This window comes from Staphylococcus sp. SUC_1.2, from assembly GCF_026222585.1.
The window spans coordinates 40,646-52,646 of sequence record NZ_JANJPM010000002.1 but is presented as its reverse complement, the minus strand read 5'-3'; the positions used below and the strand labels follow the sequence as shown (position 1 = coordinate 52,646).

Sequence of the window (12,001 nt, the reverse complement as noted above, 5' to 3'; positions counted from 1 at the left end):
TAAAATATAAAAAAAGTATATAATGGTATTTAATTAAATAGAATTGATTAAACACTATAATGTAACATTATTGTAGTGGAGGAGTAGTGTAAATGTCTAACTTTAAACAACACGAATTTTACATCTGGGTCATAGGGTTATTATTATTTTACGGTTACTTAGGTTTAATTATTCCTTTACATGGAATCGATTGGTTTTTTGGAAGTCATCAAGGCATAAGTACCTTTTATCATCATTTTGATAATTTGAATGGACGTTATATTAGTAATTTAATTGAACTTGTAGCAGTGCGTTCGGTAATATTACGTATGATTATGTATTCAATAATATCAGTAAGCATTATTTTATTAATACTCAAATTGATACGCCAAACATTTTCAATCCGTCATCTCATGCTTGCAACTATGTTATTGCTTATTATACCTAATTCAGTTTTTTCAGAGAGTTATGGAAGCTTTGGCTACTTTTTTAGTTATGCTTTTGGAATGATATGTGTTCTCTATAATTTGTATTTTATAAGTCAAATTTTATTTATAAAAGATGAACTAAAAATGTACAATGTCATTTTATTTTGGATCAGTTGTTTCAGTGGGCAATTATTTGCTGAATCATTAACTTTTTTCGTTAATTTGGCTTTATTCACGACATTAATTGCTTATTTTGTGTTAAAACGTAAAATTAACTTTAATTTATTAATAGGGTTTCTATTATCATTATGTGGTACATTAATCATGTTGATTAACCAGACGTACATTAATTATCTAAGTGACATTCAAGCAATGAGAGCACACATTGATGGCTTAGGTTATGTTCATAAATTAAGAGTTACAATATTAAATGACCTTCCACGTTATATGTTTTTTAATCATATTATCATAGTGTCTATGATTGCGATTGTTATAATTGGGTTACTTATAAAAAATACTCGCTTTCAAACGTTTTCTAAAATCAGACAAATGATATTAATGATTGGTATACTTGTATTGCCTATATACAAGATATTTATTTTTGAACCCTTTAATTTTAATCAAACAACTTTGATTACAAGTTATGGTCTAATTAATTTCTTATTATGTTTTAGCTTTTTCGTCAGTATAAGTATGGCTAGTTTTATTATAGTTACAGATAGCTACTATCGTATTATTTTAATAGCTGCTTTTATTTCTATTATTTTAAGTGCTATACCTATCTTTTTCATTTCAGAGGTAACGTCTCAACAGTTCTTTATTGTATATATAATGTGGTGTGTGATATTGATTACTTTAGTTACTGAATTACATACTTTAAAACAAAGCTATGATAATATTCTTAAAATTTGTGTAGGATGTTTATTATTCGTATTTATTGCTATTTTTACGATTGTGCATTTTAAATATGAAGCTAGATTAAATAATATTCAAACTCAAATTCAACAACATAGAAATGAAATTATTGTAAAACATTTGCCATTTGAGACATATTTCTATGAAATGACTCCAACTGAAGAAATCGAAAAGGAAAATTTCAAAGAGTACTATCAAATTTCAAATAATAAACAACTTAAAATATTGCCGTTTGATATTAATGTAATAGAAGACAGAGGAGATTAACTATGAAGTTAAAACAAACGCACTATGAAATAATTAAATTCGTCATAGTGGGTGGGATTAATACACTTGATTATTATTTAGTGTATCTCATTTTACTAAAATTATTACACATTCACTATATGGTGAGTCATATTATTGGATTTATAGTAAGTTTTATTATTTCTTATTATTTAAATTGTTATTTCGTTTATAGAGTTAAACCAACCCTTAAGAAATTTTTAAGTTTTCCATTAACACAAGTAGTAAATATGGGAATGCAATCTTTGTTTTTATATATCTTTGTAAGATGGTTTAATTTCCCTTCTGAAATTGCACCGTTTGTAGGACTTATCGTTACAATTCCGATTACTTTTATATTATCTAAATGGATTTTAAAAGACTAAAATTTAAAAAAGAGCTAGAATTGTGTACTTCTAGCTCTTTTTTTTATAAATAGGAAATTAGGTTTGACTAAAAAATTAATTAGCTTATTTTTATAAAAATGATAGAAATAAAAAAATATTGTAATTCAAATTTTGATAGTACATACTAGTAATACTAAGTGTTTAAGGTGGTTAACTAGATATGACCCAAAACGAAAATCTTAAATTGGCGCAAAGAGGCGCTTATTTAAGTTTAGTTGTTTATATCGTTTTATCTGTTGCAAAATATATTACTGGATATGTGTACGATTCGGCAGCTGTAAGAGCAGATGCATTGAACAATATGACTGATATTGTTGTATCTATCGCTGTTATTGTGGGGTTAAAGATTTCAATTAAGCCAGCTGATAAAAATCATCCTTATGGTCATTTGAAATCTGAAAATATTTCAACGCTTTTCGTATCATTCATTATTATGTTTGTAGGTATCCAAGTAGTGATTGAAAATGCACCTCGAATGTTGACAAATGAACACCATATTCCAAATTTTATTACGATTATTATTAGTATGATGAGTGGTGTCATTATGATTGGTGTTTATGCTATTAATCATAGACTTGCAAAACAAACTAAAAGTAGCTCATTAGACTCGGCCTCAAAAGATAATTTATCTGACGGTTTAGTCAGTATTGGTACTGCTATTGGATTATTATTTACACAATTTGGTCTACCTATTATTGATGTGATACTTGCTACTGTATTAGGATGTTTAATTATTTATACTGGGTTTGGGATATTTAAAGATTCAATTTTTGCATTGAGTGATGGATTTAAGGAACAAGATTTAGAAGAATATCGAAGTCTTGTTCAAGAAGTTACAGATGTAAGAGAAGTAAAAAATGTAAAAGGACGTTATCACGGCAGTAGCATTTTTTTAGATGTAACGATTGTAGTTGATGCAAATTTATCATTACAAGAAGCGCATGATATTTGCGATAGAGTAGAAACACATTTAGAACATAATGGTATATCGTCTGTATATGTTCATCCAGAACCAAATACATTAAATGAGAAATAAAAAAGAGCGGGAGTATACTCCTGCTCTTTTTTGATTCAATTTACCACCAACCATTTGATTCTCTAAAACGTATCGCTGCTCCAATTGATCCATAACGTTCTTTTGCATATTGAATCATGCCTTTAGTTTGGGTTTCCACTGATCCATACCCCCATGATTGGTTAGTTTGGCCTAATCCATGGTATTGACCATTTGATGCATTAGGGTTACCGCCGGATTCAGGAAGTACAATTTTCTCCCACATTTCTTCTGTGCCTCCAGCAGCTAAGAAACGTTGATATACTGATTGTGTACGACTTGAAGTACTAGAAGTTGTCGCGTTTGAACTTGATATATTTAAATTAGATGTATGACTTTGATGATATTGGTATTGATGTTGTTGAGAAGGGGATGTTGATACCTCTTCTGCGTGTGCCTGGCCACTTTCTAATCCAGCGGCACCTAATGAGAGCATGGTCATTAATGCAAAAATTGATTTTTTCATGATAAAAAACTCCTTTGTGATTTGGATATTAATGTTCGAATTAAAACATTGCATCCCAATAAATCTAGATGTTGACTACGGTATGTTCACTATAACAGTTAATTTAATGACATAGGTTACTGTCATATCAAGAATCATTATCAAATATGAACACGAAGTAACAAATATCTCAAACGTTTATCATATATTCCGAATTAAATTATAAGTAGTCCTATTATGAAAAAAAGTGAAATAGTTCTATAATAATGGTGTAAAGATAAATAGATATTAAATTAAATAATGAGGAAAGTATTTATAATTCAATCGTTATACTCATTAACTTTCTATTAACCTAAGGAGTGTTATATTATGCCAAAATTAATTTTATGTCGCCATGGACAAAGTGAATGGAATGCGAAAAATTTATTTACCGGTTGGGAAGATGTTCAACTGTCAGAACAAGGGAGAAATGAAGCCATCACTTCAGGTAAAAAATTAAAAGAAAACAAAATTGAAATTGATGTTGCTTATACTTCTTTATTAACAAGAGCATTGGAAACGACTCAATATTTATTAGCTGAATCTGACCAAGAATGGATTCCCGTTCATAAAAGTTGGCGCTTGAACGAACGACACTATGGAAAATTACAAGGGTTAAATAAAGATGATGCCCGTAAGGAATTTGGTGAAGAACAAGTTCATCAATGGAGACGTTCTTATGATGTATTACCGCCAGCACAAACTGAAGAACAACGTCAATCTTATTTAAATGATCGTCGTTATCGTCATTTAGATCATCGTATGATGCCTTACTCTGAAAGTTTAAAAACAACATTAGAGCGTGTCATTCCAATTTGGACTGATCATATTTCACAACATTTATTAGATGGGGATACTGTACTTGTAGCAGCACATGGTAACTCTATTCGAGCATTAATTAAATATTTAGAAAACGTATCAGATGAAGACATTATAGGCTATGAAATTAAAACTGGCGCACCGTTAATTTATGAATTAGATGATGATTTAAAAGTAACTAATCATTATTATTTATAAAAGTGTGAGCAAGAATTTTTATTTATTGTAATATAGTAGATACAATAAAAGGCTAAAGCATTAAAGAAGTGCTTTAGTCTTTTATTAATGTAGTGGAGTAAGATTGTTTGTAAAAATAGTTAAACGGTTTTAACTAACGTCGATATTGCTTAATCATCTTTAATGCACGTTTGCGTGTTTTAATATTAGAACTTTTTAAGTTGCGACGTGCAGTTTGTAAATCTTGTTTCATAAATAGTCCTCCTTTTTATAAAGAATAAAGGAAAAGATGGTTTATGTAAATAGTAATTATTACGATTTATAAAATAAAAATAAGGAGATGATACCATGTCGCATAGTAAAAAGTTAATTATGATTTTCACTATGCTATTAGGTGGCTTTTTTGGTTTATTAAATGAAACCTTGTTGACCACAGCATTACCGAGAATAATGAAAGATTTTCATATTGAATATTCTCAAGTACAATGGCTCACAACAGCCTTCTTACTAACAAATGGAGTAGTTATTCCATTATCTGCATTTATTATTCAACGTTATACAACAAGACAAGTCTTCTTAACTGGAATTATTATATTCTTTCTAGGCACTTTACTAGGAGGATTTAGCCCTAATTTCACTACTTTATTAATTGCAAGAATTATCCAAGCATTAGGTTCTGGTATTATGATGCCACTAATGATGACGACGATATTAGATATATTTGAACCGCACGAACGTGGAAAATATATGGGGATGTTTGGATTAGTGATTGGTTTAGCACCAGCGATTGGACCTACATTATCTGGATATTTGGTTGAATACATTAATTGGAGAGCATTGTTTTATGTTGTAGCTCCAATTTCAGCAGTGACCTTTATACTTGCTTTAATTTTTATTAAAAACGTTGGAGTAAAAGTAAAAGCGCCCATTGACATACTATCCATTATCTTATCTATTCTCGGATTCGGTGGTATGTTATATGGGGTAAGTTCTATTTCTCAGAAAGGTTGGAATGACCCAGTCGTTCTGAGCACTATTATTTTAGGCATTATTTTTGTAGTTTTATTTATTTGGAGACAAGAACGACTTGAAACCCCTCTATTAAGTTTTAAAGTATTTAAAAATAGTCAATTCACAGTAGGTATTGCTATTATGGCTGTAACGATGATTTCGATGATTGGATCTGAAACGGTATTACCTATGTTTGTACAAAATGTGTTGCAACGTACGCCTGTTGATTCCGGTTTGATATTGTTACCTGGAGCAATTGTAATGGCAATCATGTCTATCATATCTGGGCGTTTATACGAAACTTTTGGAGCACGAGTACTTTCAATGATAGGTATGCTTATTGTAACAATTACGACGTCCTACTTTGTAGTAATGGATGAACATACGTCAACAATTGTTTTAGCAACTATTTATGCGATTCGTATGATTGGTATTGCTTTAGGGTTAATGCCTGTAATGACGCATACAATGAACCAACTCACTCCAGAATTAAATGCTCATGGATCTTCAATGACAAATACGATTCAACAAGTAGCGGGTTCTATTGGTACAGCTGGTTTAGTAACAATTTTAAGTGTAGCAAGTCAGCATTTTAAACCGACACCAAGTGATTATCAAGGAATGGCTAAAACAGAGATGATGAAACACATTCAAACAGACGCAATGATACATGGATATCATTCTGGCTTTTTATTCGCAGTCATTATCACAGTTGTTAGTTTATTATTAACTTTTTTACTTAAACGAAAAAAGGATTTAAATGAAGAAAGTCATTAACCTCATATCTAAACCTTCTATTTTATTTAATAGTTTAAATAGTTATTGACTATTCATAGTGATGAGATTAGAATTAATTTATTCTGACTAATTTAATAGGAATATGGAGGAGTTATTAATGAAAAGACTTTTATTTGTAGCTTTGACACTTATTTTTGTATTAGCCGCATGTGGTAATAGTGGTTCATCTGACAAAAATAGTGATTCAAAATCAAGTAGCAGTAATAGTGATAAAAAAACCTTACGTGTAGGAACTGAAGGGACTTATGCACCTTTTACTTTCCACAACAAAAAAGATCAGTTAACTGGTTATGATATTGATGTAATTAAAGCTGTTGCGAAAGAAGAAGGATATAAACTTAAATTTAATGAAACATCTTGGGATTCAATGTTTGCTGGTTTAGATGCAAAACGTTTTGATGTCATTGCAAACCAAGTGGGTATTAATAAAGAAAGAAAAGAAAAATATAAATTCTCTAACCCTTACACTTATTCAAGTGGTGTCTTAGTTGTTCGTGATGATGAGAAGAATATTAAATCATTTGATGATGTGAAAGGTAAAAAATTAGCACAAACATTTACTTCTAACTACGGAAAACTTGCTAAAGATAAAGGTGCTAACATCACTAAAGTAGATGGTTTCAACCAGTCTATCGATTTATTATTATCTAAACGTGTGGATGGTACTTTTAATGATAGCTTATCTTATTTAGATTATAAAAAACAAAAACCTAATGCTAAAATTAAAGCAATCAAAGGTGATGCAGAACAAAATAAATCAGCATTTGCATTCTCTAAAAGTGTCGATGATAAAGTTGTTTCTGATTTCAACGATGGTTTGAAAAAACTTAAAGAGAATGGTGAACTAGCAAAAATTGGTGAGAAATGGTTCGGTGAAAATGTTTCTGAGCCTAAATAGTCAACAACAACACGCATTAGATGCAGCAACTCAAGCATTTGGACCCATGTTGGAAGGTTTAGTAAAATACTCTATTCCAATTACAATTGTGACATTTATTTTAGGTTTGATTATCGCTTTGTTTACGGCGTTAATGCGTATTTCGTCTAGTAAAGTATTAAGAGGAATTGCACGTGTATATGTATCTATTATTCGTGGGACACCAATGATTGTACAACTCTTTATTATCTTTTATGGTATTCCAGAACTTGGACGTCTAATTACTGGAAATGCAGACGAACAATGGACATTGTCTTCTGTTGTTTCAGCGATTATTGGATTGTCTTTAAATGTGGGTGCATATGCATCTGAAATTATCCGTGGCGGTATTATTTCTATTCCAAAAGGCCAGACAGAAGCGGCATACTCTATTGGAATGAATTATCGTCAAACGATTCAACGTATTATTTTACCTCAAGCGATTCGTGTTTCAGTTCCAGCTTTAGGTAACACATTCTTAGGATTAATTAAAGACACTTCATTATTAGGATTTATCTTAGTAGCTGAAATGTTCCGTAAAGCGCAAGAAGTTGCTTCTACAACATACGAGTACTTTACAATTTATATTCTCGTAGCTGTGATGTATTGGGTTGTTTGTTTTATTATTTCAGTCATCCAAGGCTTCTATGAATCATATATTGAAAGAGGGTATAAGGCATGATTGAGTTATCCAATATTCATAAATCTTTTAATGATAAAGAAGTAATTAAAGGTATTGATTTGAATGTAAAAAAAGGCGAAGTTGTCACATTAATTGGTCGTTCCGGTTCGGGTAAGACTACATTATTGCGTATGATTAATGCGTTAGAGATTCCGACTGAAGGCAACGTTACTGTGAATGATAAAACTTATACTGCTAAAGATAAGAAATCTCAAATTGAAGTACGGAAACAATCAGGGATGGTATTCCAAAGTTATAATCTTTTTCCACATAAAACAGCTTTAGAAAATGTGATGGAAGGTTTAGTAACTGTAAAGAAAATGAGTAAATCAGAAGCTAGAGATAGAGCATTAGGCTTACTTGAAAAAGTAGGTTTAACACATGTTAAAGATCAACGTCCTCATGCACTCTCTGGTGGTCAGCAACAACGTGTGGCGATTGCGAGAGCGTTAGCGATGAATCCTAAAGTGATGTTATTTGATGAACCTACATCTGCACTTGACCCTGAACTTGTGAATGATGTGTTGAAGGTTATTAAAGAATTAGCAAATGAAGGCATGACGATGGTGATAGTTACTCATGCAATGCGTTTTGCAAAAGAAGTATCTAATAAAGTTGTATTTATTCACGACGGAGAAATTGGTGAAGAAGGGTCTCCTGAAGAATTATTTAATCATCCTAAAACTGATGAATTAAGACGTTTTTTAAATGTAATTAATAAAAATTAAAAAAGAATCGTCGTTTAAGATATTTCATCTTGAACGACGATTCTTTTTATTGAATAATGCTTTCTTTCTTCAGATAAATAGACTTTAGAAATGTTTATTATTTTAAACTGATAGTAAAACAGTAAGCTCAAATTGAAGTACTTTATTCTCATATTGATTAAATGTCATAACTTCAACGGTTAAACTACCAAATTGTTTTTTTAATTTTTTATCTAAAACTTTAACTTTTACATATAAGTTATCATTTGGATAGACAGGTTTAATAAATGTTACATTATTTAAATGAGTCCCTGCTATGATGTCTTCTTCATATTTATTTTCTTCAATCCAAAGTTTAAAAGAAAGAGAAAGGGTATGCATACCTGATGCTATAATCCCATTATACATTCCTTGGCCTGCTTTTTTCTTATCTAGATGCATATATTGAGGATCAAATTGATGAGCAAACTCTAATATTTCTTCCTCAGTTATTTTGTAATGTTTACTAGTGAATGTATCCCCTATAGAAAACATATTGTATTTCATAGTTATATGCCTACCTTAAAGTATACTTATAATGCAATGATTATCTTCTATTTTTAATCCATTGTTGAGTATGATAAAGAACAGGTTTAATTGGCTTAATGAAGTCACCAATATATTCATAAACACCAGCATTAAAGCCTTTTTTGAACTGTTGAACACCATAATCTTCAGCATTTTCACTAAAGTCTCCAGTAATACCATAGAAGTTGTAACGGTCAATGTTATGCTCTTTAGCAAATTTAATCATTTCCCACTGTAAACGATAGGCCCCCATATATTCATTATATTTTGGATTAGAACCACTAGATAAATAATATACTTCATGTTCATTGTAGATATATAATGCAGCTGCTAGATTTAATACTTCACCTTCTGCTGCAATTTTATCTTTTGTTTGGTTTATTTTACGTTCATTGCTATCAAATTGTTGTTGAAGTTGATTGCGTTTATTTTTGTTCTTTTTAGAGTTAGGGCTTTCTTTTAAAGCTTCTTCAATTTCAGTAAGTTGTTTTGTTAAATCCTCATGTTTATGTTGTAGAGTAGACAAATAATCTTTTAAATCGATATAAGCTAATTTTAGCATGGCATGATCTTTATATGTTTTTTGCATTTCATAGAAATAAGGCTCATCTCTAAATTTAAAGCCATGTTTTTCTTCAGCCATTTGGAACAGTTCGAAGAAAGTATGTGTGTCTTCCATAGGTAATGTTTTAACTTTTACGCCCATTTCATACGTCTTTTTAATATTACGACGTGTTTGATAGTCCATTTCTTTTAATAATTGGTCTTCAGTTTTATCTTTAAGATCAAGTACAGACAACCAACGAATTTGACTCATTGTACTATAACCTATAGACCAACCTTGATGTTTATATCCTAAGTCTTCAAGTGTTTTAATCACTGCACGATTATCGTAGCTTTTTAAAATTTCTCCATCTGCATTACGTAGGTTTTCTAAAATATATGGATCTACTAAAACAAATAGACAATTTTGTTTTTTTAAATATTCTGTTAGTGATTTGAAAAAGAAGTGAACCAGTTTGATATTGCTATAATCCATTACTGGACCACGATGTGTGTAAAAATATTTATAAAATTTTAATGCGCGTGCTTCAGTCATTAATGTTGCTGCAATGACATCTCCACTATCATCTTTAACACCTACAACATGTACATCATGTTTCATCTCATTTCTATTATCCAAGTGTATTCGAGATTGTGTATAGTGAGAAAAATGTTCGGATGTGAATTTTTCAAATTCTTCAGGTGTTAAACTTACGAATTTCATGATTATCTACTCCTCTGTATTTTTAAGAATTCTAAACTATTTTATCAAATTAGTTCTATTATTACACACATTTAGTAAATTAATTTACTCGTACTTTAGTATTAGATAATAATTATTTTTTAAAATATATAACTATAAAACTTAAAATATAATATTTTTTAATAGTCTAGTTTATATTGCAAAACCACTGTATGATAATCAGTATAAGCATAGTATAATAGTAAGAGTTATATTAGGTTAGATTAGAAAAAGTAGGAGTGAACATATTTGAAAAGATTGATTTTATCATTAAGTGTATGTGTCATATTGCTAGCGGGCTGCGGTAATGATGAATATGCTAATAAAATAGATAAAGCTGTAAAACTACAAGATAAAAAACAAGAACGACTTGCTAGGAATGAACAAGGCGATGTGGTAAAACACTTTGATAAAAAAGACGCTAATATATATGTGTATGAAAAAGGTAAATATGTTGTATTAGCATATAGACCATTAAGTAATAACGATGAAATGCATTATTATACATATCAATTTAAAGACAAGAAGGCAACTTATTTAGAGCACTTTGATACGAAACAATATATTAGTACACATGATTCGGATTATAAGGAAGAAAATCTTAACTAATTGAAACCATCTTAAGGAGTATATATGAAAAAATTGATTTTTATTGGAGCTGAGATCATATGTTTAATCATTATCGTTGTCGCTTGCTCTCGAAATAAAAAAGAAACAACCCCAGCTCATACGAAAAATGGAAAAATTTTAATTGTAGAATATGGAGACTATAAGTGTCCTTATTGCAAGAAAATTGAAGATAACGTCATGCCTATCATAAAAAAAGATTATATTGATACAAATAGAGTGGAATATCAATTTATTAATGCAAGTTTTCTTGGAAAAGATTCATTAATGGGCTCTAGAGCAGGGAATGCTATTCAATCTATTGCACCAAAAGAATATCTTACATTCCAAAAAAATATATATGCTCATCAACAAGAAGAAAAAAAACATTGGATTACTGAAACATTACTAGATAAAGAAATTGACCAATTAAATATTTCTCAAAAACAAAAAGATCGCATAAAAAAAGAATATAAAACTAAAAATAGCGATGCTTGGAAGGAAGCAGAAAAACAGAAAAAGTTAACAAAAGAAAATCATATTCAATCTGTTCCAACAGTTTTTATCAATGGTAAAAAAGTAGAAGACCCTTATAAAGTTAAAGAATGGAAACAATATTTATAGCATAATACAAAAGACCTAACTTAGTGTTGTTTAAATATTAAATTAGGTCTTTTAATTATGTTTTTATATAGTTTATGAAATATTTAAAAATCTTACATTTAAAATCATTATTTTTATAAAAAAAGGGAATAGAGATAAAAGAAATAAAGTTAGAACAATTAATTTACTTTAATTAAGTCGTTTAGTTTGTCATTTTCATTAGATTTATTTAATATACTGAGTATAATAATTATATTAAAGTAGAAGATAGATAAAATGAATACTATTAGTTTTATCAT

At 29.7% G+C, this 12,001-nt stretch carries 14 protein-coding genes; 10 read left to right on the top strand and 4 right to left on the bottom strand.

Going from position 1 to position 12,001, the window contains the following annotated elements:
• Positions 1 to 92 precede the first annotated feature (92 nt).
• The 3 genes from NR218_RS01260 to NR218_RS01250 all read left to right on the top strand — a co-directional run bounded on the left by NR218_RS01260 (position 93) and on the right by NR218_RS01250 (position 3,029).
• Positions 93 to 1,589, top strand: a complete 1,497-nt coding sequence (locus NR218_RS01260) for a hypothetical protein (RefSeq protein ID WP_145449568.1) — start codon at positions 93 to 95, stop codon at positions 1,587 to 1,589.
• A 2-nt stretch (positions 1,590 to 1,591) separates the two neighbouring features.
• The gene (locus NR218_RS01255) at positions 1,592 to 1,972 is read left to right on the top strand and encodes a GtrA family protein (RefSeq protein WP_017174977.1); all 381 of its coding nucleotides are present in this window, start codon (positions 1,592 to 1,594) and stop codon (positions 1,970 to 1,972) included.
• A 181-nt stretch (positions 1,973 to 2,153) separates the two neighbouring features.
• Complete coding sequence (locus NR218_RS01250; RefSeq protein WP_017174976.1) at positions 2,154 to 3,029, top strand: cation diffusion facilitator family transporter; 876 nt, start codon at positions 2,154 to 2,156, stop codon at positions 3,027 to 3,029.
• A 40-nt stretch (positions 3,030 to 3,069) separates the two neighbouring features.
• On the opposite strand, the gene NR218_RS01245 is transcribed toward NR218_RS01250, so the two are convergent.
• A complete protein-coding gene (locus NR218_RS01245) occupies positions 3,070 to 3,513 on the bottom strand; it encodes a hypothetical protein (protein WP_017174975.1) in 444 nt (147 codons plus the stop codon).
• A gap of 348 nt (positions 3,514 to 3,861) precedes the next feature.
• Here NR218_RS01245 and NR218_RS01240 point away from each other — a divergent pair, with 348 nt between their 5' ends.
• Positions 3,862 to 4,548, top strand: a complete 687-nt coding sequence (locus tag NR218_RS01240) for a 2,3-diphosphoglycerate-dependent phosphoglycerate mutase (RefSeq protein ID WP_017174974.1) — start codon at positions 3,862 to 3,864, stop codon at positions 4,546 to 4,548.
• 133 nt (positions 4,549 to 4,681) lie between these two features.
• On the opposite strand, the gene NR218_RS01235 is transcribed toward NR218_RS01240, so the two are convergent.
• On the bottom strand, positions 4,682 to 4,780 hold the full coding sequence (locus NR218_RS01235) for a putative metal homeostasis protein (RefSeq protein WP_017174973.1): 99 nt from the start codon (positions 4,778 to 4,780) through the stop codon (positions 4,682 to 4,684).
• 95 nt (positions 4,781 to 4,875) lie between these two features.
• Here NR218_RS01235 and NR218_RS01230 point away from each other — a divergent pair, with 95 nt between their 5' ends.
• The 4 genes from NR218_RS01230 to NR218_RS01215 all read left to right on the top strand — a co-directional run bounded on the left by NR218_RS01230 (position 4,876) and on the right by NR218_RS01215 (position 8,662).
• Positions 4,876 to 6,315, top strand: coding sequence for an MDR family MFS transporter (locus NR218_RS01230; protein WP_017174972.1), 1,440 nt, complete (start codon positions 4,876 to 4,878; stop codon positions 6,313 to 6,315).
• A 118-nt stretch (positions 6,316 to 6,433) separates the two neighbouring features.
• Positions 6,434 to 7,234: a transporter substrate-binding domain-containing protein gene (locus tag NR218_RS01225; RefSeq protein WP_002448333.1), complete on the top strand. Its 801-nt coding sequence runs from the start codon at positions 6,434 to 6,436 to the stop codon at positions 7,232 to 7,234.
• The gene (locus NR218_RS01220) at positions 7,215 to 7,934 is read left to right on the top strand and encodes an amino acid ABC transporter permease (RefSeq protein WP_002448600.1); all 720 of its coding nucleotides are present in this window, start codon (positions 7,215 to 7,217) and stop codon (positions 7,932 to 7,934) included. Before NR218_RS01225 ends, NR218_RS01220 begins: the two co-directional genes overlap by 20 nt.
• Positions 7,931 to 8,662, top strand: coding sequence for an amino acid ABC transporter ATP-binding protein (locus NR218_RS01215; RefSeq protein ID WP_070436310.1), 732 nt, complete (start codon positions 7,931 to 7,933; stop codon positions 8,660 to 8,662). Before NR218_RS01220 ends, NR218_RS01215 begins: the two co-directional genes overlap by 4 nt.
• Before the next feature lie 102 nt (positions 8,663 to 8,764).
• Here the strand turns inward: NR218_RS01215 and NR218_RS01210 are convergent, their stop codons facing one another.
• Together NR218_RS01210 and NR218_RS01205 are read right to left on the bottom strand one after the other, a co-directional pair.
• Complete coding sequence (locus NR218_RS01210; RefSeq protein WP_145438736.1) at positions 8,765 to 9,187, bottom strand: MaoC/PaaZ C-terminal domain-containing protein; 423 nt, start codon at positions 9,185 to 9,187, stop codon at positions 8,765 to 8,767.
• 40 nt (positions 9,188 to 9,227) lie between these two features.
• Positions 9,228 to 10,475, bottom strand: a complete 1,248-nt coding sequence (locus NR218_RS01205) for an aminoacyltransferase (RefSeq protein ID WP_070468514.1) — start codon at positions 10,473 to 10,475, stop codon at positions 9,228 to 9,230.
• 267 nt (positions 10,476 to 10,742) lie between these two features.
• On the opposite strand from NR218_RS01205, the gene NR218_RS01200 reads away from it, so the two are divergent.
• Together NR218_RS01200 and NR218_RS01195 are read left to right on the top strand one after the other, a co-directional pair.
• Entirely contained in the window at positions 10,743 to 11,102 is a 360-nt protein-coding gene (locus NR218_RS01200) for a DUF4467 domain-containing protein (RefSeq protein WP_017174967.1), read from the top strand.
• Between the two features lie 24 nt (positions 11,103 to 11,126).
• Positions 11,127 to 11,723, top strand: a complete 597-nt coding sequence (locus NR218_RS01195) for a thioredoxin domain-containing protein (RefSeq protein WP_265883207.1) — start codon at positions 11,127 to 11,129, stop codon at positions 11,721 to 11,723.
• Positions 11,724 to 12,001: the final 278 nt, after the last annotated feature.